The organism is Sediminibacterium sp. FW305-C-49, from assembly GCF_058231085.1.
On sequence record NZ_JBIQXS010000003.1, the window covers coordinates 269,253 to 295,828 of the forward strand.

At 41.8% G+C, this 26,576-nt stretch carries 23 protein-coding genes; 12 read left to right on the plus strand and 11 right to left on the minus strand.

Annotated elements, in window-relative coordinates; translation table 11 throughout:
• Positions 1-21: 21 nt before the first annotated feature.
• Together ACH3Z1_RS15285 and ACH3Z1_RS15290 are read left to right on the plus strand one after the other, a co-directional pair.
• Positions 22-2,160: a carboxy terminal-processing peptidase gene (locus ACH3Z1_RS15285; protein WP_490822853.1), complete on the plus strand. Its 2,139-nt coding sequence runs from the start codon at positions 22-24 to the stop codon at positions 2,158-2,160.
• Between the two features lie 78 nt (positions 2,161-2,238).
• A complete protein-coding gene (locus ACH3Z1_RS15290; protein ID WP_490822855.1) occupies positions 2,239-2,742 on the plus strand; it encodes a UpxY family transcription antiterminator in 504 nt (167 codons plus the stop codon).
• 91 nt (positions 2,743-2,833) lie between these two features.
• Here the strand turns inward: ACH3Z1_RS15290 and mtaB are convergent, their stop codons facing one another.
• Complete coding sequence (gene mtaB, locus ACH3Z1_RS15295; protein WP_490822857.1) at positions 2,834-4,105, minus strand: tRNA (N(6)-L-threonylcarbamoyladenosine(37)-C(2))-methylthiotransferase MtaB; 1,272 nt, start codon at positions 4,103-4,105, stop codon at positions 2,834-2,836.
• A 210-nt stretch (positions 4,106-4,315) separates the two neighbouring features.
• Here mtaB and ACH3Z1_RS15300 point away from each other — a divergent pair, with 210 nt between their 5' ends.
• Positions 4,316-5,629, plus strand: coding sequence for a sensor histidine kinase (locus ACH3Z1_RS15300; RefSeq protein ID WP_490822858.1), 1,314 nt, complete (start codon positions 4,316-4,318; stop codon positions 5,627-5,629).
• A gap of 221 nt (positions 5,630-5,850) precedes the next feature.
• Here the strand turns inward: ACH3Z1_RS15300 and ACH3Z1_RS15305 are convergent, their stop codons facing one another.
• From ACH3Z1_RS15305 to ACH3Z1_RS15325, 5 genes are all read right to left on the minus strand, one after another.
• Positions 5,851-6,297 (minus strand): hypothetical protein, encoded by a 447-nt coding sequence (locus ACH3Z1_RS15305; RefSeq protein WP_490822859.1) that lies wholly within the window; start codon positions 6,295-6,297, stop codon positions 5,851-5,853.
• Between the two features lie 20 nt (positions 6,298-6,317).
• Positions 6,318-6,776, minus strand: a complete 459-nt coding sequence (locus tag ACH3Z1_RS15310; RefSeq protein WP_490822860.1) for a hypothetical protein — start codon at positions 6,774-6,776, stop codon at positions 6,318-6,320.
• Between the two features lie 53 nt (positions 6,777-6,829).
• Positions 6,830-7,018, minus strand: a complete 189-nt coding sequence (locus tag ACH3Z1_RS15315) for a hypothetical protein (protein ID WP_490822861.1) — start codon at positions 7,016-7,018, stop codon at positions 6,830-6,832.
• 187 nt (positions 7,019-7,205) lie between these two features.
• Positions 7,206-7,733 carry a hypothetical protein gene (locus tag ACH3Z1_RS15320; RefSeq protein ID WP_490822863.1) on the minus strand — a complete coding sequence of 176 codons (528 nt, stop codon included), beginning with the start codon at positions 7,731-7,733 and terminating at the stop codon, positions 7,206-7,208.
• A gap of 126 nt (positions 7,734-7,859) precedes the next feature.
• Complete coding sequence (locus ACH3Z1_RS15325) at positions 7,860-8,255, minus strand: nuclear transport factor 2 family protein (RefSeq protein ID WP_490822865.1); 396 nt, start codon at positions 8,253-8,255, stop codon at positions 7,860-7,862.
• A 312-nt stretch (positions 8,256-8,567) separates the two neighbouring features.
• Here ACH3Z1_RS15325 and ACH3Z1_RS15330 point away from each other — a divergent pair, with 312 nt between their 5' ends.
• The 3 genes from ACH3Z1_RS15330 to ACH3Z1_RS15340 all read left to right on the plus strand — a co-directional run bounded on the left by ACH3Z1_RS15330 (position 8,568) and on the right by ACH3Z1_RS15340 (position 14,665).
• A complete protein-coding gene (locus ACH3Z1_RS15330; protein ID WP_490822867.1) occupies positions 8,568-11,792 on the plus strand; it encodes a glycosyltransferase family 117 protein in 3,225 nt (1,074 codons plus the stop codon).
• A gap of 106 nt (positions 11,793-11,898) precedes the next feature.
• On the plus strand, positions 11,899-12,996 hold the full coding sequence (locus ACH3Z1_RS15335; RefSeq protein ID WP_490822868.1) for a vWA domain-containing protein: 1,098 nt from the start codon (positions 11,899-11,901) through the stop codon (positions 12,994-12,996).
• A 118-nt stretch (positions 12,997-13,114) separates the two neighbouring features.
• Positions 13,115-14,665, plus strand: a complete 1,551-nt coding sequence (locus ACH3Z1_RS15340; RefSeq protein ID WP_490822870.1) for a sigma 54-interacting transcriptional regulator — start codon at positions 13,115-13,117, stop codon at positions 14,663-14,665.
• A 133-nt stretch (positions 14,666-14,798) separates the two neighbouring features.
• On the opposite strand, the gene ACH3Z1_RS15345 is transcribed toward ACH3Z1_RS15340, so the two are convergent.
• From ACH3Z1_RS15345 to glmM, 3 genes are all read right to left on the minus strand, one after another.
• Complete coding sequence (locus tag ACH3Z1_RS15345; RefSeq protein ID WP_490822871.1) at positions 14,799-15,293, minus strand: hypothetical protein; 495 nt, start codon at positions 15,291-15,293, stop codon at positions 14,799-14,801.
• 106 nt (positions 15,294-15,399) lie between these two features.
• Positions 15,400-16,527 (minus strand): cysteine desulfurase family protein, encoded by a 1,128-nt coding sequence (locus ACH3Z1_RS15350; protein WP_490822873.1) that lies wholly within the window; start codon positions 16,525-16,527, stop codon positions 15,400-15,402.
• Between the two features lie 93 nt (positions 16,528-16,620).
• A complete protein-coding gene (glmM, locus tag ACH3Z1_RS15355) occupies positions 16,621-18,000 on the minus strand; it encodes a phosphoglucosamine mutase (protein WP_490822874.1) in 1,380 nt (459 codons plus the stop codon).
• An 82-nt stretch (positions 18,001-18,082) separates the two neighbouring features.
• Here glmM and ACH3Z1_RS15360 point away from each other — a divergent pair, with 82 nt between their 5' ends.
• Positions 18,083-18,826: a class I SAM-dependent methyltransferase gene (locus ACH3Z1_RS15360; protein ID WP_490822875.1), complete on the plus strand. Its 744-nt coding sequence runs from the start codon at positions 18,083-18,085 to the stop codon at positions 18,824-18,826.
• Positions 18,827-18,833: 7 nt separating this feature from the next.
• On the opposite strand, the gene ACH3Z1_RS15365 is transcribed toward ACH3Z1_RS15360, so the two are convergent.
• The gene (locus ACH3Z1_RS15365) at positions 18,834-19,214 is read right to left on the minus strand and encodes a hypothetical protein (protein ID WP_490822876.1); all 381 of its coding nucleotides are present in this window, start codon (positions 19,212-19,214) and stop codon (positions 18,834-18,836) included.
• A 107-nt stretch (positions 19,215-19,321) separates the two neighbouring features.
• Between ACH3Z1_RS15365 and ACH3Z1_RS15370 the strand changes: the two genes are divergently transcribed.
• From ACH3Z1_RS15370 to ACH3Z1_RS15380, 3 genes are read left to right on the plus strand one after another with little or no spacing between them, the layout of a single operon-like run.
• Positions 19,322-19,963: a phosphatase PAP2 family protein gene (locus tag ACH3Z1_RS15370; RefSeq protein WP_490822878.1), complete on the plus strand. Its 642-nt coding sequence runs from the start codon at positions 19,322-19,324 to the stop codon at positions 19,961-19,963.
• Entirely contained in the window at positions 19,956-21,623 is a 1,668-nt protein-coding gene (locus tag ACH3Z1_RS15375) for an ArnT family glycosyltransferase (RefSeq protein ID WP_490822879.1), read from the plus strand. The genes ACH3Z1_RS15370 and ACH3Z1_RS15375 overlap by 8 nt, the downstream gene beginning before the upstream one ends.
• A gap of 14 nt (positions 21,624-21,637) precedes the next feature.
• The gene (locus ACH3Z1_RS15380; protein ID WP_490822881.1) at positions 21,638-22,909 is read left to right on the plus strand and encodes a hemolysin family protein; all 1,272 of its coding nucleotides are present in this window, start codon (positions 21,638-21,640) and stop codon (positions 22,907-22,909) included.
• Positions 22,910-23,021: 112 nt separating this feature from the next.
• On the opposite strand, the gene ACH3Z1_RS15385 is transcribed toward ACH3Z1_RS15380, so the two are convergent.
• Positions 23,022-23,537, minus strand: a complete 516-nt coding sequence (locus ACH3Z1_RS15385; protein WP_490822883.1) for a DUF6702 family protein — start codon at positions 23,535-23,537, stop codon at positions 23,022-23,024.
• A gap of 27 nt (positions 23,538-23,564) precedes the next feature.
• Here ACH3Z1_RS15385 and ACH3Z1_RS15390 point away from each other — a divergent pair, with 27 nt between their 5' ends.
• Positions 23,565-24,149 (plus strand): HupE/UreJ family protein, encoded by a 585-nt coding sequence (locus ACH3Z1_RS15390; RefSeq protein WP_490822885.1) that lies wholly within the window; start codon positions 23,565-23,567, stop codon positions 24,147-24,149.
• A gap of 10 nt (positions 24,150-24,159) precedes the next feature.
• Positions 24,160-26,523: a M1 family metallopeptidase gene (locus tag ACH3Z1_RS15395; RefSeq protein WP_490822886.1), complete on the plus strand. Its 2,364-nt coding sequence runs from the start codon at positions 24,160-24,162 to the stop codon at positions 26,521-26,523.
• Positions 26,524-26,576: the final 53 nt, after the last annotated feature.

Consider the following 26,576-nt stretch of genomic DNA (forward strand, 5'->3'; position numbering starts at 1 on the left):
ATGCAAAAAATCAAGGATTTTATGAAGAGTAGAAAAGGGTTACTTCTCCTCGCCGTAGTATTATTCGGCGGGTTGTTTTTCGCTTTCAGGTATACTGCTGGTGGAACTGATACGGTTTTATCGCAAAGACAACGCTTATTGTCGGCAGTCGGTTCTTTACTGGAATCGCAACATTACAGTCCAAAAAATATCAACAACGATTTCTCCAAAAAACTCTTCCAGAAATTCCTGGATGAACTCGATGGGGACAAAAGTTTTTTCCTTCAGTCAGATATCAATGCATTACAGAAATATGAACTCACTTTAGATGATGAGATTAAAGGTGCTGATATTCGTTTTGCACCTGCTGTCGGAGTTATTTATGAAAAAAGACTGGCAGAGGTAACGGCATTGTATAAAGACATACTTGCACAGCCTTTCGATTTTACAAAAGAAGAAACTGCCATGCTTGATGGATCAAAACTGCCTTATGCTGCTACTGAAGCAGAACAAAAAGATCGTTGGAGAAAACTGTTGAAATATTACACACTCGAAAGATATGTAGACCTGCAGGAGCAAAGAGAGCAGAATAAAAATAAAAAAGATTTTCAGGTGAAGACAGATGCAGAACTGGAGGCTGAAGCAAGAGCGGTGGTACTGAAAGCCATGAATAAACGCTTCGACAGGATCAAGAATACGGTAAAAGAAGAACAGCGCTTCAATACATTTATCAACTCTGTAACCAGCCTCATGGATCCGCATACCGATTATTTTGCACCGGTAGAAAAAAGATCTTTTGATGAGCAGATGAGTGGCCGCTTTTATGGAATTGGCGCACAACTTACCGAAGATGATTTTGGTGTAAAGATTGCATCCGTTCAGCCAGGAGGTGCCGCTTGGAAATCAGGTGAACTGGCCGTGAATGATGTGGTATTGAAAGTGGCACAGGGTGCTGCCGAACCTGTAGATGTGGCCGGCTTTGCAACCGAAGATGTAGTTAAGCTAATCAGGGGTAATAAAGGAACAGAGGTAAGACTCACGGTAAAAAAATCGGATGGTACCATTAAAGTGATAACCATGCAGCGTGATGAAATTGTACTCGACGAAACTTTTGCACGCAGCGCAGTGGTACAGGAGGGTGGTAAAAAAATTGGATATATATGGTTACCTGAATTTTATGCCGATTACGAGCGTGAAAATGGTAATCGTTGTTCAGAAGATGTGGCTAAGGAAATCGTAAAACTCAAAAAAGAAAATATCCAGGGTCTTGTGATGGATCTTCGTAATAACGGCGGCGGATCATTGTATGAAGTAATACAAATGGTAGGCCTCTTTATTAACCAGGGCCCTGTGGTACAGGTGCGCGACAGAGACGGGAAAGCAAATGTGTATGGCGACCAGCGTCCCGGAACATTATACGATGGGCCATTAGCGGTACTGGTAAATGAACTCAGTGCATCGGCCAGTGAAATTTTTGCAGGAGCCATCCAGGATTACAGAAGGGGAGTGGTCATTGGCAGCACATCCACTTATGGTAAAGGAACAGTGCAGAAAACAGTGCCTTTTGGTAATGTGGTTGATATGAACAGCGGCAGAACGGATATGGGTGCTGTAAAACTTACTTTCCAGATGTTCTACCGCATCAATGGAGGGTCTACACAGTTAAAGGGAATTGAACCGGATATCGTATTGCCAGATTCTTATGAGTATCTCAAGATCAGGGAAAAAGATGTACCCAATGCTTTGCCCTGGGATCAGATTAATAAAGCTACTTATCTTACCTGGCACAAAGATTATGGACATGATCTAGTTATACAGGCCGAAAATGAGCGGGTAAAACAAAATGCTTCCCTCAATCTTTTAAAAGATAACCTGGTGTGGTTATCAAAACTCAATGATGAGCCGGCAAGTCTGAATATCAACAAATACCGCGATTTACAAAAAAGAATCAGATCAACTGTCAACCAGAATACTACTTTATTAAGGTTAGGGCAGGAAATGAATGTAACACCTGCAGAAGTAGACAAGGATAAGTTTTTCAACAACCCCGACAAAAATAAAGGAGAGCGTTACCAGGCATGGCTTCGTTCCCTTAAAACAGATATGCATATTGGTGAAACCATCAAAGTGCTGGGAGGTCTGGCTACGGAAATTACCAAAGCCACAGCGGCAGTGAATTAGAGATTAACTGAATTATAGTAAGTTTGCAGGCGATTCCATGGGAGTCGCCTGTTGTTTTTAGTTTAAACTACGTGAGAGATGGAGCCTGAAAAGAAATGGTACGCCCTGTATACAAAACCCAGATGGGAGAAGAAAATAGATTCGGTACTGATCCGAAAAGGTATTGAAAGCTGGTGTCCGCTTCAGAAAGTGGAACGCCAGTGGAGCGACCGGAAAAAAATAATAGAAGACCCGCTTTTTAAATCCTATGTATTCGTTCGAATTGCGCCCGATGAAAGAACAAAAGTGCTGATGACAGACGGGGTACTCAATTTTGTACATTATCTCGGCAAGCCCGCCGTTATTAAAGATGATGAAGTAGATACCATCAAAAAATACCTGGCTGAAAAAGAAGCAAGTATCAGCATTCTCTCTGAAGAAGGTTTCCAGAATGAAATGAAGATCAAAGTAAAACATGGCGTATTTATGGGTAATGAAGGAACCGTCATCAGAGGAGGGAAGAAAAAAGTCTATGTAAAACTAGAGAGCCTGGGGCAGGTGATGGTGGTAGAGTTTCCCGCGGAGTATTTGTCAGTAATGTAAAGCTACAAGCTGCAAGCCTCAAGCTACAAGTATTTGATGTAATAGAATACTTTCACTAACCACTTGCAGCTTGAGGCTTGTAACTTGTAGCTTATAACTGCCATTCCACCACTTCATTCGCCCACTCTTTCCTGTATGGCGTTGTAATGCGGATATAGTTATCTGAATAGCCTTCCATCATGCCATTCTTTTCGAAAGCTTCAAATAATACTTTTCTGGTTTGTCCGCTATGCTGCTCTGTGAAGTATTGCATTTTCATGTAAGAAAGATTGCGGAGTGTTTTGTTTCTTTCATGACGTATCTGAATAGGCACTACAGGCTCTATATCCAGCGCTTTGGTATGATCGCGTTCTGAATAAGTAAACACATGTAAGTAAGAAATATCGAGTGCATGCAGAAAATCAAAAGTCTCTTTGAAATGCGCATCTGTTTCACCCGGAAAACCTACAATCACATCTACACCAATGGCACAATGAGGCATCAGCGTTTTGATGAGCTGCACCCTTTCTGCATAGAGTTCTCTTTTATACCGGCGACGCATCAAACCCAGTATTTCATTGCTTCCACTTTGTAAAGGGATATGAAAATGCGGCATGAATTTATCGCTGTTGGCAACAAAAGCAATAATGTCGTTGGTCAATAAATTGGGTTCAATGGAAGAAATCCGATAACGCTCAATGCCAGTCACTTTATCCAGTTCCTGGACCAATCCGAAAAAGTCTTCCTCGTGTCTGCCGCCATCAGGCCCTTTGCCAAAATCGCCGAGGTTTACACCCGTCAGTACAATTTCTTTGACGCCATCTGCAGCCAGTTGGCGGGCATGCTTCAGTACATTTTCAATACTGTCGCTCCTGCTTTTTCCACGGGCCATGGGAATGGTGCAGAAAGAACAGTTATAGTCACAACCGTCCTGCACTTTCAGGAAAGTACGGGTGCGGTCGTTCTGAGAGAAAGAAGCATTGAAACCACTCACTTCATCAATATCACAACTACAGATACGAGCAGGATCACCTTTTGATAATTCGCTGATGTGTTGGGCAATATTAAATTTCTCAGCGGCACCCAATACCAGATCAACGCCGGGTATCTCAGCTATTTCTTTGGGTTTTAACTGTGCATAACAACCGGTGATCACCACAAAACTTTCGGGACTGCGTCTTTGTATACGTCGCACCAATTGGCGACATTCTTTATCAGCATTATCGGTAACAGAGCAGGTATTGATTACATATACATCTGCTGTTTCATCAAAATGCTTTTTCTCAAAACCTTCCTGCTCCATCATTCTGGACAGTGTGGAAGTTTCTGAAAAATTCAGTTTACAGCCTAATGTGTGAAATGCAACGCTACGTTTCTGACTCATGGGCTGCAAAGGTACTAAGGAATACCGAATTGAGCATACTGAACAGACAGGATTCACCAAGAATGGAATTTGTTTTCAAATGTTTGATAATCAATTTTTTGTGATTATTTCTACATGGAAATTTTCCTCATTCAATCGTTCATCCATTGATTGATGGCCAAACGCATTTTGTTTAATAACTTAGAAGAAATCAAGTGCTGATATTTAAACATGCTTGTCCTTGTTAAGAAACATATCTGGAACAGATGGATTGGTTCTGCCGAACAGTTTTCCCTGGAACAGCGGATATTTCATGCCATTCTATTGATCCTGGTGCCCATATTGCTGATCTCTTCCATTTTCGATCTGATGATCGGTCTAACAGGAATAGGTCTTTATTTACTCTTTGCTTTGGCCTGCCAGTTGCTGGCTTTTTTTCTGTCGCGTTATAAACAGAAAACGAATATCGCTATCGTATTATTTGCTTTAAATGGATATGGATTCCTGGCTTTGAATTATTACCTCAATTCCGGTGTGCAGGGGCCTACACTCTTGTTGTTTCTGCTTGCTGCCATGATAGTACTGGCTGTATCGCCCGACAAATTGAACCGGCTGTGGATGTTGATCAACCTGCTAATGGTAATTATTTTACTCTGGTTGGAATACAACAATCCCGGCTTTATTGATATTACCTATGAAAACAGGGCCGTATTTTTTGCGGATATCAGTTTTTCCTATTGCTGTAGCTTATTGGTTATTTATGGTATTACGAGTTATATCAAGTTTAATTATACACGCGAACGAAAACTGGCGACAGACAGGGCTGAAATCAATGCACAGCAAAAACAGCAACTGGAAAAAATTGATGAGCAAAAGAATAAACTATTTTCCATCATAGGTCATGATGTACGAGGGCCATTGATGCTGATACGTGGTTACCTCGATCTGATGGAACACAAAGACGCGCTCAATGAGTCGGAGTCTGAACAGTTGCGCTTGCAGTTACAGGAAAGTGTAGATGGAACCATCGAAATGCTGGAGAACCTGCTGGAATGGTCGAGATTACAATATTTGCAGGAAACCCAATGGGAGCAGGTAAATATTTCAGCCACGATCGACCGTGTACTGGTATTACTGGAAAAACAGGCTGCAAAAAAGCAAATTCATATTCACCGGGTCAAACCTGCATCCACACAAATTATTTCCGGCAATCAAAGAATAATGGAACTGGTTTTCAGGAATGTTATTCAGAATGCCATCAAGTTTACTCCATCCAACGGCAGTATTGAAATAAAAGAAGAAATAAAAGAAGGGGCCTATTTGGTTGAAGTAAAAGACAGCGGTATGGGGATGTCGGAAGTACAATTAAAAAGTCTTTTTACCTTCAAGGCGAAAACCACCTATGGTACCAACCGCGAAAAAGGGACAGGAATGGGATTGATGCTTTGTAAAGAATTGTTATCAGGTATTGGAGGCGTAATTACAGCGGAAAGCAGGGAGGGACAGGGTAGTTGCTTTCTGATATTGTTTAACAGGCCTCATTAGTTGCTTTACGCAGGTTTGTTTCAGCAAACAGTTGAATATACGATCATGTATAATGCCCGGATTGTTGGTGCGTGCAACTATTAGCCATGCAGGATCTGATGGTAACTGAATCAAAAATTCCTTTTATTACAAAAACCAGTTGGACACTACAATAAAAAACTTTGCCGCTATTGACCACCCAATAAACGGCAAAGCATATAGAACTAAAACTACGAGACAATTTAGAAGCCGGAAGTCGTCATCATTTTTTTGCCAACAGGATACGAAGTATTTGGTTCGTTCTCTGCTGTAATAAAAATCAGGTTTGGCTTGATAGATGAAACGGTTTCAAAAGAAACAGTTAACCGTCTTGATAACAAACTACCCGAACTGTTAATCCGGCCTATATTTTTAACGGGGTTGTTTTCTGATTCCATCCATACCACATAACTTTCTTTCGGAGGATCAAGTCTTTTAACTTCAGCCAGATTAGACAGCTCCAGTTTAATGATATAATTGTTATTATTGTCTTTGGTTACTTTCACATAACCTCTGGCTGCGGGTACTTCGGCCGAGTTCTGAAAATTGATTTTTTTAGAACAGCCCTGGATAAGAATCAAAGCCATCATTCCCAAAGACAGCTTACGGAGCAAGGATAAAATAGAACGCTGTTTAGAAGTAATATTCATTTGTCTGTCTTTTTAAAGTGTTAATCTTTTTTAGTGACAAAGCCTGCAATCGCTTTACCTAATTCATCCATGTCTTTGCCGAACTCGGTTTTAAAAGAAGACCAGTTTCCTTTTTCCTTGTCATAGGTATCGATTCTGGTTTTCAGGTTTTTGTTTTGCAATTCCATGGCATCGATTTTGGAAGCATATACGGCATCCATTGTTTTTCCTGATTTGGTCATTTTAACACGTAATTCAGCAATCCTGATTTTATTGTTTTCAATGGTGGTTTCAGCGTTGTTCTTGAAAATTTTCCATTCGGCATCATTGGCCTGTTGCTGTGCATCGGTAATTGTTTCCTGTTTGGCGTCTTCAAGATTGGTCTGGGCGTTTTCTACTTTAACCTCGGCATCGGCTTCTTTTTCAGCAGCCGTTTTGCAGGCATTCAGTGTAAACAAAAGACTAATCGATAAAAGAGAGGCGAATACATGTTGTTTCATTTTTTATGATTGATAGGGTGAGTTAATTTTAATTGGTGGGTAACAATTATTGTTCAAAGCAGATGATTGAACCTTTGTTCCAGTATGGTAAGACGATCTTTTTTGGGAGGCAGCTTGGTCAGGTTGTTTTCGCTAATCCATTCCAGCCATCTTTTTTTAATGGGCGTAGTAATGTCTTTTAAAATGCCATAACCAGTTTTCGGTATTCCGGGCAGAGGTACCCAGGTTTCAGAATCGATCATAATAGTATAGTGGTATTAAATGAACCACAAAGGTGAATCATTCAATTCCATGGTTATTACAGATATTACGATAAGAGTTACATGATTAAAGTCTGATTGCAACACTTGGAGCTGTAAACAAGGATGAAGGGGAATCTCTTTCGAACTGTTTTCTATGAAGTAAACTGGTCATGTCTGAAAAAACGCATCAGAATAATTTCACCAGTAAAGCGTAACCAACATAACCAAAATCTCTGTTAATAAGATGATCATCCTGAAAAACATGATCAAAACTGATCCTGAACTGAACAGTTTCTTTTTTATTGGCTGCCAGTAAAATACTTTGTCTGAAACCCAGGTCGGTGTTTCCTATAGAAAAGCTCGGGCCAAAACTGGTAGCCATTTTCACCGGACCCCATAAACGATACTGAATGCCTGTATGAAGCGTTTCTACTCCATCTTTAGCCCGATAGTATTCTCCGTTGATGATGATGGCTTCTTTGGTGCCGCCATAAATAAATGAGCTGCCTTCCAAAAATAGCTGGATGTTTTTTCTCCATTGGTAGTCAACTTTTATACCGCCCCCCATACCCCAGCCATTTTGACGGGTTACTTTATCGTAGCGTGTATCGTTGATTTGACCAAAAACAGCAAAAGACCATTTTTTGGTGACTGTTTGTGCTGAACCATTGTAAAATAGAAACAGTGACAACAGTAGTGCAAATACTTTCTTCATACAATAACAAAGAGCAGCATAAGCGGATAGTTGCTGCCTCGGGGGAGTAGTGAATAGTGAGTGAGTGAGTAGTCAGTAGTCAGTATGTTTTTTTCACTCACTACTGACTACTCACTATTCACTCACTCAATGATCATAACTCAACACCCTTGTTACTTTCCATCCCGCCTCGGTTTTCTTCCACACCATGATATTCTTGAATGTACCACAGTCGTCTTTCCCGTTTTCAAGATGGCAGAAACGGTGCAGGCAGCTTTCGATGGCACCATAACCTGGTACAGGATACACTTCCAAACTACCCGGCACCAGGGTGCGTCTGAAATGATTGTTCCTGTTATTCCTAAATAATGAAGCTGTTTTGACTTTGGTTTGCTCCCAATTATCGAGTCCGCCTTTGTCGTGATAAAATTCGAGATCCTTATCGAAATACGACATAATACCATCTAGGTCCTGCCGGTTCAGGGCATCAAACATCAGGCTGTCGGCCAGGTAGATCTCTTTATAGAGGGCTGGGTCGGCCATAAGCACTTTTTCCTTTTTTAGGGGCATAAAAGATACCAGAACCAGGCTACAGGCAGTTAATACATATTTCAGCATCATTCATTGTTTGTATGAAGATAGGCAGCATGGGGAATTACGATGATTTTCTTATACGAAAGGAGAGGGTAACAATCCGTATTGCCATATCCGCATTTAAGCGGTTTTCACCCGGGAAATTCTATATATAACCCCCTGCTTTATAACATTTTCTTAAAAAAAAGGAAACGGCCCCCTCCATTTTCAATTTTAGGATTAATAAGGTATGTTTGCCAGTCTTAAAAAACCAAAACCAATATGCAGTTTACCCGTATTAATAATCTGGTGGGGTGGGTAGTATGTTTTATTGCCTGTACCGTGTATGTTTTAACCGCAGAGCCCGGAGGCAGTTTCTGGGATTGTGGTGAATTTGTGAGCAGTTGTTACCGGTTACAGATACCACACCCTCCCGGCGCACCCTTATTTGTTATCCTGGGCCGCTTATTCATTGTTGTATTTGGTGATAATCCTATGGCCGCAGCCAAAGCTGTGAACATCATGAGTGCACTGGCAAGTGGTTTTACCATCTTGTTCCTTTTCTGGACCATCACCCATTTTGCACGTCGAATTGTAAACGTGAAAACAACAGACACGCTCAATAGTGGTCAGCTCTGGAGCATTATGGGTGCAGGTGTGGTAGGCGCGCTTGCCTATACTTTCAGCGATTCATTCTGGTACAGTGCAGTGGAAGGGGAAGTGTATGCCTTATCATCCTTCTTTACCGCCATTGTATTCTGGGCTATGTTGAAATGGGAGAACCATGCAGATGAACCGGGAGCAGATCGTTGGATCATCTTTATCTTCTTTATGATGGGATTGTCAATCGGCGTTCACTTATTGAACCTGCTTACTATCCCTGCCATTGTAATGGTGTATTATTTCAGGAAAAGAGAAAACTTTAATTATACGGTTATTCGTAAATGGTTTCTTCGTTTAACCGTTATAGGTGGCGTACTTGCTTTCATTGGTGCATTGATCATGGCCAATAGTGATGTTACTGAAAGAAATCCATCCATGGACAGTACGCTGGCGGGCTTAATGATTTTAGGAACCGCTGTGGCTATTGGATTACTGTTTTTAGTGGAAGGGATCAATAAACAGAAGAAAAACGTTTATGGTGGAATCTACATCTTCTTTATACTGGCCTGTTTAATTACAGGTGCTATACAGGTAGGCGTCATTCAATACACCGTAAAATTTGCAGGAACATTTGACCGCTGGTTTGTCAATGGGTTTGGGTTGCCTTTCTTCTCTGGTTTTGCATTTTTCTTTATACTTATTGCTGTACTGATATGGTATGGATTGAAATACGCCGCCCGTAAAAACTGGGCATACCTGCGTTTGGGTTTATGGTGTGTAACATTTATGCTGATTGGTTACAGCACCTACGTAACCACCATGATCCGCAGTAATGCCAATCCATCTGTAGACATGTATAATGTAGATAACCCCATCAGTCTGGTGGGTTACCTCGGTCGTGAGCAGTATGGTGATTTTCCTTTGTTATACGGACAGAAATTTACCGCACGCCCGGTTGACCTGAAAGTAACAGGTATGCGTTACCAGAAAGCGAGAGATAAATATATTGAGCTGGGTGAAGACAGAAAATATGCATTCGCTCCTGCCGATAAAATGATTTTCCCTCGTGTATGGGATATGAGCAACGACCAGAACCATGCTGATTATTATGCTTATTTCCTCGGCATCAACAGAATGAACGATGGTAGCTGGGAGCGTGAGCCGAACCAGGCAGACAATATTAAATTCTTCTTCCAATACCAGATGAACTGGATGTATTTCCGCTACTTCATGTGGAACTTTGCAGGTAAACAGAACGATAATCAGGGACTGTTTGCCGGTAATGTAAGAGATGGTAACTGGATTACAGGAATTCCTCCGGTAGACAAATTTATTTATGGCGATCAAAGTATGATGCCAGACAGTCTGAAGAACAATAAGGCAAACAATACCCTTTTTGCTTTACCATTGATACTTGGCCTGATTGGTCTGTTTTATCACCTGAAAAAACGTGGAGACGATTTTGGAGTGAATTTCCTGATGTTCTTCTTTACGGGTTTTGCTATTGTATTATACCTTAACCAACCCGGTTACCAGCCACGTGAGCGTGACTATGCTTATGTAGGCAGCTTCTATGCATTTGCTGTGTGGATTGGTATCGGTGTATTGAAAGTAAGAGACTGGTTAAGCAAAGCGGTAAAACAGGCAGGTGCATCGGCGATGCTCGCCACCGTGATCTGTTTACTCGCAGTGCCTGTATTAATGGCACAACAGGAATGGGATGACCACGACCGTAGTAAAAAAGTGCTGGCACCAGACCTGGCAAAAGATTACCTCGAAAGCTGTGCACCGAATGCCATCCTGTTTACGTTTGGTGATAATGATACCTATCCATTATGGTATGCACAGGAAGTGGAAGGCATCAGAAGAGATGTACGTGTTATCAACTACAGCTTATTGGGTATCGACTGGTACATCAACCAGCTTCGTTATAAAGTGAATGAAAGTGCACCAATTGATGTAATCTGGTCTGCTGAGCAGATTGAAGGTGGTAAACGTGACTTCATTGAATACAGACCGGATCCCAATATTCCGGAGAACAGGTATTATGATCTGTACGACCTCATGAAAAACTATGTAGGTAAAGACAATGAGCAGAATGATTATAGTTATCCGGTAAGAAAATTATCTGTACCTGTTGACCGCGATTTTGTGATTAAAAATGGTACCGCGAATGCAACAGACAGTATTGTGAGCGAATTGCGTTTTGAAATTGCCAAGACTTCATTGATGAAAAATGACCTGGCGGTATTGAACGTGATAGCCGCCAATAAATGGCAGAGACCTATTTATTTCACCGCACCACAAACAGATGGTTTAGGGCTGGATCAGTTCCTGCGCAGAGATGGCATGACCTACAGACTGGTACCCGTAGAAAACGACAGGGTAAATACCAACTGGATGCTGGATAAAGTAACCAATAAATTCAGGTTTGGTAATGCCAATGTTCCAGGCGTTTATTTTGATGAAGAAAACCGCAGACACCTTAACAGTATCCGTACGGCTTATGCTGATCTGGCATTGGATCTGGCATCTAAGAACAGAAAAGAAGAAGCCCGTAAGGTATTGAAGCAGGTAGACAGCATGATGCATGAAGGCAATATGGCATACGGGATGACCAGCAGAGGCAACCTCCACAACAGGAACTCACTGGTGTTCTTAGAAGCCTGTTACCTGGCAGGGGATACAGCATTGGCTGCTAAAGTATCTGCATCGGTGAAAAAAGACCTGGAGCAACAGATTCGTTTCTACAATTCATTAACCGGCCGCAAGGCGGAAGGAATGGAGCAGGAAAAACGTGCGGCAGACAATTACCTGCAGGCAGTTGCACAAATGCAGACCATGTATAATCCGAAATTGCAGATTCCGGGTAAAATGATGGCGGCTGATACAACACAGAAATAATAACCATCATACAACAGTTATAAACAAAGGCCTCCGGTTCAGGAGGCCTTTTCTTTTACGCAAATCGCAAACCATTCAGTCTCTTTACTTGTTAAATTGCATATACATGATCGGACACAGATTCATACATTTTGATCCCAATGAGCATGGTCAGGGTAAATTCGAACAATTGCTTAACCTTTTTATGCAATTACTTACTTATACCAATGGCGATGCAGGAGAGGCCCTGCAATGGCTGAATGAACTGGATAAACAATACCAGCTTACCGATAGTGAATATGGTATGGGCGATTTTATTGAGGAACTGAAACAGCAAGGTTACCTCAATGAAGATCCGGCCAGTGGTAATTTTAATATCACTGCCAAATCGGAACAAACCATCCGCAAGAAAAGCCTGGAAGAGATATTCGGCAAACTCAAGAAAAGCAAACAGGGTAACCACCAGACTTTTAAACCCGGACAGGGAGATGAAATCAATCCTGATACCCGTCCATTCCAGTTTGGTGACATGCTCGAACAAATTGATTTTACCGAGAGTATCCGGAATGCACAAATCAACCGGGGCATAGATAGTTTTTCCATGCAGGAAGATGATCTGCAGATCAGGGAAAGCGACTTCAAAACCCAGACTTCCACGGTGCTCATGATCGATATTTCTCACTCCATGATTCTCTATGGCGAAGACAGGATTACACCCGCCAAAAAAGTAGCCATGGCACTCAGTGAACTCATCACCACCAAATACCCCAAAGACACATTGGATATTGTGGTATTTGGAAACGACGCATGGAGTATAGAAATAAAAGATCTTCCGTATTTACAGGTAGGCCCATATCATACAAATACCGTTGCCGGACTTGAACTAGCGATGGATTTACTGAGAAGAAGAAAAAATCCGAACAAGCAGATATTTATGATCACAGACGGTAAACCCACCTGTTTAAAAATCGGGGGTCGTTATTATAAAAACAGTTTTGGATTAGACAGGAAAGTGGTGAACCGTTGTATAAACCTGGCAGCACAGTGTAAGAAACTGAAGATACCCATCACCACTTTTATGATTGCTTCTGATCCATACCTGCAAAAGTTTGTACAGGAATTTACAGAAATGAACAATGGCAAAGCATTCTTTGCCAGCTTAGATAAACTCGGAGCCTTTATTTTTAAAGACTTCGAGAGCGGAAAAAGAAGAACGGTTTACTAATAGCATCAACCTCTCTTTGCATTTCTGTTCCTTGCTCTGGATTTTGACCCGGAGCAAGGAACAGAAATACAAAGTTTTCGAGAGGAATGGTCATCCATTAAGACACTAATAAAATATGATGAAGATTAAGGACATTAATACATTAGGACAACTAAAAAAGAGTGGTTATCAGTCACGCTCAGTAAAAGAAGAAATCAGGGCGAACCTGATCCACTCCATTCAACAGAAAGAACAACCCTTTACTGGTATCATTGGTTATGAGGATACTGTCATTCCAGATACAGAGCGAGCCATTCTCAGCCGGCATAATATTCTGTTTCTGGGCTTGCGTGGCCAGGCAAAGACTAGAATGGCCCGACAGATGGTAGACCTGCTAGATGAGTACATTCCTGTGATTGCAGGTTCAGAAATCAATGATGATCCACTACAGCCATTGAGCAAATTTGCAAAAGACCTGATTGCGGAACATGGCGATGAAACGCCCATCCGCTGGTTACACCGCAGTGAACGTTATGGTGAGAAACTGGCAACGCCCGATGTAAGTGTGGCAGATCTGATTGGAGATATTGATCCTATTAAAGCTGCTAACCTGAAACTGAGTTTTGCCGATGAAAAAGTTATTCATTACGGTATCATACCCAGAAGTAACCGGGGCATTTTTGTGATCAATGAATTACCCGATCTGCAGGCAAGGATACAGGTGGCTTTATTCAATATTTTACAGGAAGGTGATATCCAGATACGTGGTTTCAAATTGAGAATGCCACTCGATATACTTTTTGTATTTACAGCCAATCCGGAAGACTATACCAACCGTGGCAGCATTGTAACGCCATTGAAAGACAGGATACAGAGCCAGATACTCACGCACTATCCTAAAAATATTGAACATGCCTTGGCCATAACAGAGCAGGAAGCCTTCATCAGTCAAGAACAGTCATCACTGGTAGAGGTAAGTGATCTGATAAAAAGATTGATAGAGCAAGTGGCATTTGAAGCGCGTAGCAATGAATATGTAGATAAGAAAAGCGGTGTAAGTGCCAGGTTAACCATTGCAGCATTTGAAAATGCGGTAAGCACAGCAGAGAGAAGGGCACTGATACATGGTGAAGAAAAAACACAGGTATGGATCAGCGATTTGAGTGGTATCATTCCAGCTATTACCGGAAAAATAGAACTGGTCTATGAAGGAGAGCAGGAGGGCCCCTACCAGGTTGCTGTGAATCTGCTCGATAAAGCCATCCGTTCACAGTTCATTACTTACTTCCCCAATCCAGAACAAGCGAAGAAAAGAAGAGCATCTGGTAAAAAATCAGTGGAGGAAAAAGAGCCGGAGAATCCATATAAATCCATCATCCGCTGGTTCGATGCAGGCAACCATCTCGATATGCTGATGGATTGTAAAGATGAAACAAGAACACAAACCTTATACAAAGTAGATGGACTTTATGCTTTTGTAAAAAAGTATTTTCCACAGGCCAACGAAAAACAGCAGGCATTACTGATGGAGTTTGTACTACATGGTCTTGCAGCCTATTCATTCATCAGTAAAAGAACCATTGAAGGAAAAGTAGAGTTCAAGGATCTGATCGGTAGCATGATGAACCTCGGTGATATGCGCCTTAGCGCAGAAGAGGAAGATGATTTTAATGAAGATGACTATAAATAATCATCTTGTTTTGATCTCTCGTTCTCCTTTTCTCTTTGTAAAAAAGAACTTTGTAAATAGTAGATATACTAATGCTGGATGCTTTTTTACAAAGAGAAAGGGAGAAGAGGAGATATTTATAATTACTAGTAGGCTAAAATTTAAAACCCGCTGAGATTCCGCCATAAAAAGGAAACACACCTGCACCGGTAATCAATGGTGAAACGAATACCCTAGCAGTAAACCCTTTTTTCTCAGGCTGATATCGATACCCGAAATTCAGGTAACCGAAAATGGTAGAATTACTGTTTTCAAAAAAATCTTCCCCATCTGTAACAGTAATAGCACTGGCGCCGGCACCGAGTTCGAGATAATGCCCATCTTTTCCTGACAAATGATTAAAGCCAACGGGTAAGGCAAACACACCTGAGCTAATAAAACCAATACCACCCATTCCTACACGAAATCCCCATCCTTTTTGTCCTTTAAAACGTTGGTCGTAGTTGGCAGAGAAAAGTCCGGGACCACCAATTTCACCAAATATTGTTTTGGCAGGCGGTCCGGGTAAATCAGTATCTCTTTGCTGGGCTTGAAGTTGCAGACCCACAAGCGTGGTCATTAAAAAAAGGAAAAGGAACTTATGTTTCATGGTGGTTTAGTTTTTTATGACTGACACCCGAAACTAAAATTTCGCTGTTTGCAATCCCTGCCGTTTATCCAATATCACATGTTTATGGGAGTGAGGAGGACTATGTTTAGATCATATCTTTCAACTGCTCCACCACTTTGTCGATCTCTTCTCTGGTATTTTTTTTCGAAAATGAAAAACGCACCGTTACCTGGTTGGGGTTATTATTGATGGCCCTGATAACATGCGAGCCCTGATCGGCACCGCTGGTACAGGCACTGCCTCCACTGGCACAGATATTATTGATGTCGAGATTGAAAAGAATCATCTCACTTTTTTCGGTTTTGGGGAAACTGGCACTTAATACGGTGTACAAAGAACGACCCAATATATCTCCGTTGAAAGCAACACCCTTGATGTGTTTTTTCAACTGCTCCATCATGTACAGTTTCAGGCCTTTGATATATACGCTGTCCTGTTCATAATGTTGAGTGGCCAGTTCAAGCGCTTTGGCAAAACCAACAATACCATAAAGATTTTCGGTACCCGCACGCATATTTCTTTCCTGGCTGCCTCCATGTACAAATGGTTTGATCTTTACATTCTCATTGATGTATAATAAACCTACACCTTTTGGCCCATGAAATTTATGACTGGCTCCAGTAATAAAATGTACAGGAGTATTACGCAAATCAAAAGGAAAATGTCCCACTGTCTGAACAGTGTCGCTGTGAAAAATGGCGCCATATAATTTACACAGTTCGCCAACAGCATGAATATCCAGAATATTTCCAATTTCATTATTGGCATGCATCAAAGTCACCAGACATTTCTCTTCACTCTCGGCTAATAGACGTTCGAGGTCTTCAAGATCAATATGTCCGTTGGGTAAAAGCTTTACATAGCTCAGTGCAGCTTCTCCTGAATGATACATATGTTCAACTGTATGCGTAGTAGCATGGTGTTCAATAACGGAAGAGATAATATGCTTGCAACCCAGGTCGCGAACAGCGGCTGCAATAGCCGTATTGCTGCTCTCTGTACCTCCACTGGTAAAGAATATCTCGGCAGGATGCGCATTCAGTATTTTAGCCACCGATTTACGTGCATTCTCAATGGCCAGACGGCTCTCACGCCCATAACTATAAATAGAAGAGGGATTGCCAAACTGGTTCGTCAGATAAGGCATCATGGCTTCCAGCACAACAGGGTCGAGTGGGGTAGTAGCAGCATTATCGAGGTATATCCTTTCCATGCGGCAAAAGTACAAAAAAACTGAGTAGTGAGGAGTCAGTACTCAGTACTCAGTAAGGTATAGTTACTCACTACTGACTACTCACTACTCACTTTATAACACTTCCTGTATATCCTTAATCAGTTTTCCTGCAATATTGGTGGCAACAGTTTCGGAATTGCTCTCGGCATAGATACGAATGATGGGCTCTGTATTACTGGTGCGAAGATGCACCCAGTCGGTCTCAAATTCAATTTTCAGTCCGTCTTCTGTATTGATGGGATGCTTTTTGTATTTCTTTTTGATGTGCTCAAAAATCTTTTTAAGATCAAAGCCGGCAGTAAGTTCAATTTTATTCTTGCTCATGAAATAATCCGGATAAGTATTTCTGAGTTGCTTAGCCGATTTTTTTTCTTTCGCCAGATGGGTCAAAAATAAAGCAATGCCAATGAGTGCATCGCGACCATAATGCAGATCCGGTACAATAATACCACCATTGCCCTCTCCGCCGATAACGGCATTTACGGCTTTCATTTTCGTTACTACATTTACTTCACCAACGGCACTGGGGGTATAAATGCCGCCATGTTTGAGGGTAATATCTTTTAAAGCGCGGGTGGAAGACATATTGCTGACCGTATTACCTTTTCTGTTCTGTAAAACATAGTCGGCCACGGCAACCAAAGTATATTCTTCGCCAAACAGTGATCCATCTTCACATACAAAACAGAGACGATCCACATCCGGATCAACTGCAATACCCAGGTGTGCATCCTGTTTCACTACTTCATTACAAAGTTCGCGCAGGTGTTCGGGTAAGGGCTCGGGATTGTGTGCAAAACGGCCATTTACTTCGCCATTCAGCACGGTAACTTTCACACCCAATAATTTTAACAATGCAGGAACCGCAATGGCGCCGGTACTGTTAATGGCATCCAGTACCACATTGAATTTTGCTTTTTTAATAGCGGCCACATCCACCAGCGGATAAGTCAGTACTGCATCTATATGCTGTTGCAATGCCTGTTCGTTGGTGGTATAAGACCCCAGTTTATCTACAGCAGCAAATTCGTATTCATCTTTGGCGGCAATTGACAGCATGGCTGCACCATCTGCACCACTGATGAATTCTCCTTTTTCATTGAGCAGTTTCAATGCATTCCATTCTTTGGGGTTATGGCTGGCAGTAAGAATAATACCACCTGCCGCTTTTTCAAACACTACGGCCATTTCAACCGTAGGGGTGGTGCTGAGACCAAGGTCTACCACATCAAGCCCCAGTGCATTGAGTGTACTCACAACCAGACGCTGAACCATTTCACCACTGATACGACCATCGCGACCAATCACAATTTTCTTATTATTACCGGATTGTTGCAACAACCAGGTGCCGTAAGCTGCTGTAAAACGAACAACATCCAAAGGACTTAGTGTTTCACCGGGTTTACCGCCAATGGTTCCACGAATGCCGGAGATACTTTTAATCAATGCCATAACAGGATTTTAACGCCTGCAAACATAATTCAAATTTTTTGTAAGCCTGCTTGCTGTAATTTCGCTCTATCAAAGTGTTTTTATGCCGGATAAAGCGTGGTTTAAGGATTGGTTCAACTCTCATTATTATCATTTGTTATACCAGCACAGAGATGATCGTGAGGCACTGGCATTTATTGATACACTGATTCAATACCTCAAACCTTCTCCCGGTTCAATGATGCTGGATGTGGCTTGCGGAAAAGGCCGGCACAGCAAAGCACTGGCCGAAATGGGATTTGATGTAACAGGAATCGATCTTTCTGCTGCATCCATCAGTGCTGCAAAAGCGGAAGAGTCTGATAAGCTTCATTTTTACCAGCATGATATGCGTTTACCTTTTCGGGTAAACTATTACGACTATGCGTTTAATTTTTTCACAAGCTTCGGCTATTTCAGAACCCGTCGTGAACACGACAATGCCATTCGAACCATTGCACAAAGTATTAAACACGGGGGCTGTTTTATCATCGACTATCTGAATGTGCATTTTGCCGAGAAGCACCTCGAAAAATCTTTTACAACAGCCATAGGAGAGGTGGCTTTTCATATTACCAAATGGCAGGATGAGGAACATTTTTTTAAACAGATACAGGTAACCGATCCAACGCATAAAACGCCACATCATTTATATACAGAAAGGGTAGCTAAATTTTCTCTGGGCGATTTTACAGATATGATGGCCTACCAGGGTATGCAGGTACAGGAAGTGTTTGGTGACTACCAGCTGGGAAGGTATGATGTTCGCCGTTCTCCAAGGATGATCATCCTGGCTAAGAAGAACTAAAATCCATTTATTTCTTTTCTCCGGTAGGTAAGGTATTTTTTTCTGTTTTCCCTACTACAAAAATGACACCCCCTTTCGCTTTGGTTTTGTCGAATGCATGTGTTCCGGGCATATTGTACACATAATTACTATCGGGGTATAAAACGGGCATTGTATTTTTCTGGATAAAGTCAGGCATAATCAGTTTAGGCCTGTTTTGTTCTTTCATGGCAACCGCCTGCTTTTTTTTCAACAAATCAAACGGTGCTTTTAATTGTGCCTCGTTCTTTTTCTTCACACTATCCCAATACTGTTGCATGTGCATCACCTGATTGGGATCTTTCTTTTGCTGACTCCATGCATGAGCCACAACAACCAATAAAGCGCTTAACAGCAGTATTTTTTTCATAATAGAAAAATAAAACATTTGTTTTATTCCCACAAGCCTGTTTTGTTAAAACTTTATTAACCAATGGCTTTTGTAAAGCTTCTGTCTTACAGTACCTTTACCGTACAATGGACAATTATTTATTGCTTCAAAGTTTTTTTCAGCGGGTAATTGAGCAGGTACTGGAGTGGGATACATGGTTATTCCTGAAAATCAATACTGTATTTACGAATCCGTTACTTGATGCCATTTTCCCACTTTGGCGCGACTCGGAATTATGGGTGCCATTGTATCTTTTCCTGATTGTTTTGGCATTGATGAATTTTGGTAAACAGGCATGGGCATGGATATTATTTGCCATCATCAATGTAACCCTCACCGATCAGGCCAGCAGTTCGCTCATCAAAAAATGGTTTGAACGTATACGGCCCTGTAATGAAGAAGCACTGGTGGGAAAAATGCGGTTATTGCTGGAGCATTGTTCTGGTGGCTTTAGTTTTACTTCTTCTCATGCTACCAATCATTTTGGTTTTGCCATGTTTGTATTTTTGACCACCCGTCATTTTATGGGTAAATGGAGCAGGTGGTTATTTGTATGGGCAACTACCATCAGTTATGGTCAGGTTTATGTAGGTGTGCATTATCCCGTCGATATTTTTGTGGGAGCATTGCTGGGTATGGGTATTGGCGCACTGACAGCAAAATATTACAACACAAAAATAGGTCTGATCCGTATCGATCAGGCATCCATATCCACTCCTCATGAATAATCGTTTCTTTGCTGTCATCTTATCGGCCTGTGTGGTAGTGTATATCATTTCCATGTGGCAAATACCTGTTATTGATATTGATGCCGCACAATACGCATCCATGAGCAGGGAAATGATGGAGAATGGTTCATACCTCAAACTATACGATTTAGGGTTCGACTATCTCGACAAACCACCCATGCTTTTCTGGTTATCGTCCCTCAGTCTTCAATTGTTTGGTGTATTCGACTGGGCATACCGCATCCCTTCTGTGCTCATGTTATTACTGGGTATTTATTCAACCTATGGTCTTGCTTTACTGTTTTATCACAAAACCATTGCACAACTATCGGCCATTGTGTTAGCCTCTTCACAGGCTGTTTTTCTCATGGTACACGACGTGCGTTGCGATACCATGCTGATGGGATGGGTAATATTTAGTCTCTGGCAACTGGCAAGCTGGTACCAGAACCAGCAATGGAAACATTTTCTGCTTGGTTTTGCAGCCATTGCTGGGGGTATGATGACCAAGGGCCCCATCGCATTAATGATACCCGCATTTGCGTTTGTGCCTCATTTTATATTGCGGAGAGAATGGAAACAGTTTTTCCACTGGGAATACCTTATCGGGTTGTTACTTGTAGCCATATTGCTGATACCCATGAGCGTTGGTCTGTATCAGCAATACGATCTCGAACCCGGTAAAATATTCCATGGAAGGGCCATACAGTCGGGACTGCGTTTTTATTACTGGACACAAAGTTTTGGCAGGTATACCGGTGAAAACGTCTTCAACGAAATGAATCATTTCACGTTTCTGCTGGAGAATATGCTGTGGAGTTTTCTTCCCTGGATCTTTTTTTTCCTGCTGGGATTAGTTTTTACAATCGTCCGGCTGGTGCAGCAAAAATGCAGGATTGGAGCAACAGAAGAGTGGATCAGTACCGGTGGTTTTATCATCACTTATTGTATTCTTGCCAGAAGCCAGGCACAATTGCCACATTATATTTTTGTGGTACTTCCCCTGGCCGCCATTGTTACCGCCAGAACCATATACAGACTGTTATTTGAAGGACAAAAACCCGGATGGACAGGTGTGTTTTTCTGGATACATACCGTGATTTTCTTTTTATTATGGGTGGCGGCTATTATACTGATGGTATGGCCATTTCCTGCCATTCATTTGCTGGTTAAGCTGTTGAGTGTGGCTGGATTGTGTGCCTATATTTTCATATTGTTCAAACCCTTCAACAATATACACAGGCAAATACAAATGGCTTTGCTGACTGTAATCGGCGTAAATCTTTGTCTCTCTCTGGGTTTTTATCCGCACCTGTTGAAATACCAGTTTGGCAATACAGTAGCAAAAGTACTGGATGAAAAGAAGATCAATAAACAACAGGTTATCCTGTATAATATTGATGAAAGCAGGGCACTTCATTTTTATGGGAAACATATTTTTCAGCGTAAAACAGACAGTTTACAGCTTCAGTCAAACGACATACTGATCACCAGAAAAGAAAGTCTTTCTGCTCTTCAACAGCGCTTTCCCAACCTGAATACTATATTTGAGGGAGCGTATTATGGGGTGAGCATGTTAAGCCTGCCCTTTCTTAACCCTGAAACAAGAGCAAAAGAAACGGTGCCATATGTGCTGGTTGACCTTGATGGCCGGCCTTAGAAACTTTATTGATTATGACTGAAACACTCATCATACTGGGTCTGATAATACTGAACGGTTTTTTTTCCATGGCAGAAATAGCCCTGGTATCTGCCCGTAAAGCCAGGCTGGAAGCCCAGGCTGCCAAAGGTGATGTTGATGCCAAACGTGCATTGGATCTGGCCAATCATCCCGATACTTTTTTATCGACCATACAAATTGGTATTACACTGGTGGGTGTGTTAACCGGTATTTATTCGGGCGATACATTTAAAGAACCTTTGAAGGCATGGTTGGAAGGGTATCATGTAAACAGCGATTATGCAGGTACCGTAGCCACCATCATCATAGTGATCATTGTTACTTATTTGTCGCTGGTATTGGGTGAACTGGTACCCAAACGAATTGGTCTCAGTAATCCGGAAGGTATTGCCAAGTCTGTGGCGGGGCCCATGCGTTTTGTTTCATGGATCACTTATCCTTTTATATGGTTGCTGAGTAAATCGTCGCACCTCATTATTCGTTTGCTCAACATGAAGCCGAATGATAACCAGGTAACGGAAGAAGAAATCAAAGCCATCATCAGCGAAGGAACAGAACAGGGCACCATCGAAGAAGCAGAACAGGAAATCATTGAACGGGTGTTTCACCTGAGCGATCGTAATATCACATCATTAATGACACACCGCAGCGATACAGTATGGCTGGAAGTGGAAGATACGGTAGCCGCTGTTCGCAATGAGGTCATGGAAAACATGCATTCGGTATATCCTGTCTGTGAAAAAGATATTGACCATATTAAAGGGGTGGTTTCCTTAAAAGATTTGTTTGCCGCCGAACCGGGTAGTAAAATCAGTGAGCTGATGAAGGATGCCATGTATGTTCCCGAAAACAATACCGCCTACCAGGTGCTGGAAAAATTTAAACAGACCAAAATTCACCATTGTTTTATTGTGGATGAATATGGATCTGTACTGGGATTGATTACGCTGAATGATATCCTGGAAGCCATTGTGGGTGATATACCACAGGAAGAAGACGAGGCTTATGAAATTACTGAAAGAGCCGATGGTAGCTTCCTGGTAGATGCACAAATACCTTTTTACGACTTTCTCACCCATTTCGATAAAACAGAATGGATGATGGAAGGCGACCGCGATTTCGATACACTCGCCGGCTTTATCATTCATGAACTGGAAAAAATACCGGTAACAGGTGATACACTCGACTGGAAAATGTTCAAATTCGAAATCGTCGACATGGACCAGCATCGCATCGACAAAATACTTGTTTCCTTTAGCGAATAACTTAAACTAATCGTTGCCTTCCGTTCTTCCTTTCTCTTTGCTTAAAATGTTTTCACTTTGGAAGGTTAAGTATGCAAGGTTATTTAACAGGGAGAAGGGGAGTGTGATCGAGCTAAAAAGAAAATGAAATATCGCTCTTCGGGTAATCGAGCTTATAGGTTTTCTGTACCCCTTTCGATTTTACGTGTACGATGTTTACCTGTTTGGTTTCATAATCGTATAAGAGACTACAATCTATACTTACCTGGTTCACCACAGGTTGTTTTTCAATTTCAAAATAACACCAGGTGCTTTCCATCTGCTGTTCATAGCCTACAAGTGTAAAACCGGCTGCTTTGCCATTTACAGAAAGTTTCAGGTGTTCTGTCATATAGGCCAGCAATGTCTTTTCAATAAGAGCTTTGTTGGCCGGACTCAGGATATTGATCTTCTGTTTACTGTATTGTTGTAAGGTTTTTTCCAGGTCATCACTAAATACACGAACACTGATTTCCAGTGATGCTTCTTTGGGATTATGGTTGATATCGATTACCGACATAAAAAATGGGTGTGCTAGAGATAGCATACCGGTGAGCATCCATTGAATCAGTATATTTACCATTTTATAATCAGCTTGTTCGGACAACAAATGTCACAATAAATTCGCAATTCAGCTATGGATCAGTTTTTGACTTATTTCAAAGTAGGTTTTGGTCATATTGTAAGCAGGGACATGGGGGTAGATCATATATTATTTATCGTAGCCCTGGCCATCCGTTACCAGTTTGCCGACTGGAAAAAATTATTGATACTGGTTACGGCTTTTACCATCGGGCATTCTGTTACCCTGGCCCTCAGTGTATTTAATATAGTGAACTATTCCATTGCCTGGATAGAGTTTCTCATACCGGTAACCATTGTCATAACAGCACTGAGCAATTTTTTTGTCAAAAAATTTAGTTTCAATACCCGTTTTCCCCTGATTTATTTCTTCGCATTATTTTTCGGATTAATACATGGACTGGGGTTCAGTAATTACCTGAAAAGCATGCTGGGTAAGGATGCATCGGTTATCTGGGAATTACTGGCTTTTAATGTGGGATTGGAAGTAGGACAGCTGGTGATTGTACTGGCAATGTTGATCATTTCATTTATATTCGTCAATCTTTTAAAGTGCAACCGCAGAGAGTTCCTTTTGTATATCAGCGGAGGTGCGTTTGCAGTGGCACTTTTAATGGCATTAGAAAGAGTTCCTCAATAAACAAGAAACAATGAAAAAAATTGCTTTACTGGTCATGGGGTCGGTTTTACTGATAGCTGTTCAGGGACAGAATATCATGAACAATCCGACATCCAATCATGGCAACAAGTTTGAACAGTTGGGTACCATTTTACCCACCCCTAATGAGTATCGTACTGCCAGTGGCGCCCCCGGCCCCAAATATTGGCAGCAGCGCGCCGATTACAATATTAAATGTGAACTGGATGAAGTTAATCTGAAACTCAAAGGCAGTGAAACAGTAACTTACTACAATAACTCTCCCGATGTATTAACCTATATCTGGTTACAATTAGATGAGAACGAGCATAACTCATTAAAGAATTCCGGTTACGAAAATGCTTCATCTCTCCGCCAGGTGTCGGTAAATGCGCTGGATGGTATGGAAGAAAGAAAAACAGATAATGGCTATGGTCATATCATCAGTAAACTCACTGATGCAACCGGTAAAAGCCTGAAGTATACCATCAATCGCACCATGATGCGTATTGACCTGCCCACGGCTTTAAAACCGGGTCAGAAATTTGTATTCAACCTCGACTGGAGCTATAAAATTGCAGACCGTATGACCAAGGGCGGTCGTGGCGGATATGAACTCGTGGATGGTAATCACCTTTTCACCATGGCGCAGTGGTTTCCCCGTCTTTGTGTGTACAGTGATTTCCAGGGATGGCAGAACCAACAGTTTACCGGTACCGGTGAATTTGCATTAACATTTGGTAATTATACCGTGCAAATCACTGTTCCGTCTGATCATGTGGTATTGAGTACAGGAGAGTGCCAGAACTATGCACAGGTATTAACACCAGCACAGCTCAACCGCTGGAACAAAGCGCAAACAGCAACAGAACCCGTAGAAGTGGTTACACTCGAAGAAGCCAAAAAAGCCGAACAGGGAAAGAGTACACAAAAGAAAACCTGGATATACAAAGCAGATAATGTACGCGACTTTGCCTGGACTTCCAGCCGTAAATATGTATGGGATGCCATGCCTGCTTATGTAGAGGGTAAAAAAATCATGTGTATGAGTGGTTATGGTAAAGAAGCTTATGGTTTATACAGGAAATTCTCAACCAAAGCAGTGGCCCATACCATTAAATCGTATTCTAAATTTTCTATTCCATATCCATATCCGGTGGCGCAAAGTATTGAAGCAGCCAATGGAATGGAATACCCGATGATCTGTTTCAACTATGGTCGCACCAATGCTGACGGAACCTACAGCGAAGCCACTAAAAATGGAATGATTGGTGTCATCATTCATGAAGTGGGACATAATTTCTTCCCCATGATTGTGAACAGTGATGAGCGTCAGTGGACATGGATGGATGAGGGGCTGAATACTTTTGTACAATACCTGTCTGAAGAATTATGGGACAATAAATTCCCTTCACGCCGTGGGCCGGCCTGGGCCATCGTGGATTATATGAAATCGCCCAAAGAACAGTTGGAGCCTATCATGACCAATAGTGAAAACATCATTCAGTTTGGCCCAAATGCTTATGCAAAACCAGCCACCGGTTTAAATATCCTGCGTGAAACCATTATGGGAAGAGAACTGTTTGATTTTGCTTTCCGTGAATATTCACGCCGCTGGGCATTTAAGCACCCAACACCTGCCGATCTTTTCCGTACCATGGAAGATGCGAGTGCGGTTGATTTAGACTGGTTCTGGAGAGGATGGTTCTATAGTATTGAAGCCTGCGATATAGCCATTGATACCGTTCGATATGCTGTATTTGACGCTGATGCTGTTCCACAGGCAAGAACCGGTGGTGCACAGAGCTTCCCGATGGATAAGCCATTGGTGAATGCTTTTGAAGACATTTCTAAAATCCGTAACCGCGAAGACAAGAGTATTGTATTCCAGACTGATGCTGACACTTCCTTGCGCGATTTTTACTGGAGATATGCCCGCGGACTGGAGCCATATGATTCAGTTACCAAAGTCCCAATGCCCGCATTTGGTACACCGGAAGTATTATCAGCAGCTGAAAAAGCAAAATACAAAGACATGCATTTGTATGAAGTAACCTTCAGCAACAAAGGCGGTTTGGTGATGCCATTGATTGTTGAATTTACTTTTGAAGATGGTACCAAAGAAACACAGCGTTTGTCGGCGCAGATATGGAGAAAGAATGAAAACAAGGTAACACGTGTTTTCATGACAAAAAAGAAAGCGGTAAGCATTAAGCAGGACCCGATGCGTGAAACAGCTGATATCAATGAAAATAACAACAAATGGCCCTCAGTGGCAGAGCCCAGCAAGTTCCAGTTGTTTAAAATGGGAGGAGCCGCACGTGGACAGTCGCAGGGTGTGAACCCCATGCAGAACGCACAGCAGAAGAAAAATTAATACAAGTTGAAATGCTAAAAGCCGTCCCGACTCAGTCGGGACGGCTTTTTTTA

Coding starts and splice junctions, on each gene's coding strand:
- ACH3Z1_RS15285 (WP_490822853.1), top strand. CDS start 22: ATGAAGAGTAGAAAAGGGTTACTTCTCCTCGCCGTAGTATTATTCGGC.
- ACH3Z1_RS15290 (WP_490822855.1), top strand. CDS start 2,239: ATGGAGCCTGAAAAGAAATGGTACGCCCTGTATACAAAACCCAGATGG.
- mtaB (WP_490822857.1), bottom strand. CDS start 4,105: ATGAGTCAGAAACGTAGCGTTGCATTTCACACATTAGGCTGTAAACTG.
- ACH3Z1_RS15300 (WP_490822858.1), top strand. CDS start 4,316: ATGCTTGTCCTTGTTAAGAAACATATCTGGAACAGATGGATTGGTTCT.
- ACH3Z1_RS15305 (WP_490822859.1), bottom strand. CDS start 6,297: ATGAATATTACTTCTAAACAGCGTTCTATTTTATCCTTGCTCCGTAAG.
- ACH3Z1_RS15310 (WP_490822860.1), bottom strand. CDS start 6,776: ATGAAACAACATGTATTCGCCTCTCTTTTATCGATTAGTCTTTTGTTT.
- ACH3Z1_RS15315 (WP_490822861.1), bottom strand. CDS start 7,018: ATGATCGATTCTGAAACCTGGGTACCTCTGCCCGGAATACCGAAAACT.
- ACH3Z1_RS15320 (WP_490822863.1), bottom strand. CDS start 7,733: ATGAAGAAAGTATTTGCACTACTGTTGTCACTGTTTCTATTTTACAAT.
- ACH3Z1_RS15325 (WP_490822865.1), bottom strand. CDS start 8,255: ATGGCCGACCCAGCCCTCTATAAAGAGATCTACCTGGCCGACAGCCTG.
- ACH3Z1_RS15330 (WP_490822867.1), top strand. CDS start 8,568: ATGCAGTTTACCCGTATTAATAATCTGGTGGGGTGGGTAGTATGTTTT.
- ACH3Z1_RS15335 (WP_490822868.1), top strand. CDS start 11,899: ATGATCGGACACAGATTCATACATTTTGATCCCAATGAGCATGGTCAG.
- ACH3Z1_RS15340 (WP_490822870.1), top strand. CDS start 13,115: ATGAAGATTAAGGACATTAATACATTAGGACAACTAAAAAAGAGTGGT.
- ACH3Z1_RS15345 (WP_490822871.1), bottom strand. CDS start 15,293: ATGAAACATAAGTTCCTTTTCCTTTTTTTAATGACCACGCTTGTGGGT.
- ACH3Z1_RS15350 (WP_490822873.1), bottom strand. CDS start 16,527: ATGGAAAGGATATACCTCGATAATGCTGCTACTACCCCACTCGACCCT.
- glmM (WP_490822874.1), bottom strand. CDS start 18,000: ATGGCATTGATTAAAAGTATCTCCGGCATTCGTGGAACCATTGGCGGT.
- ACH3Z1_RS15360 (WP_490822875.1), top strand. CDS start 18,083: ATGCCGGATAAAGCGTGGTTTAAGGATTGGTTCAACTCTCATTATTAT.
- ACH3Z1_RS15365 (WP_490822876.1), bottom strand. CDS start 19,214: ATGAAAAAAATACTGCTGTTAAGCGCTTTATTGGTTGTTGTGGCTCAT.
- ACH3Z1_RS15370 (WP_490822878.1), top strand. CDS start 19,322: ATGGACAATTATTTATTGCTTCAAAGTTTTTTTCAGCGGGTAATTGAG.
- ACH3Z1_RS15375 (WP_490822879.1), top strand. CDS start 19,956: ATGAATAATCGTTTCTTTGCTGTCATCTTATCGGCCTGTGTGGTAGTG.
- ACH3Z1_RS15380 (WP_490822881.1), top strand. CDS start 21,638: ATGACTGAAACACTCATCATACTGGGTCTGATAATACTGAACGGTTTT.
- ACH3Z1_RS15390 (WP_490822885.1), top strand. CDS start 23,565: ATGGATCAGTTTTTGACTTATTTCAAAGTAGGTTTTGGTCATATTGTA.
- ACH3Z1_RS15395 (WP_490822886.1), top strand. CDS start 24,160: ATGAAAAAAATTGCTTTACTGGTCATGGGGTCGGTTTTACTGATAGCT.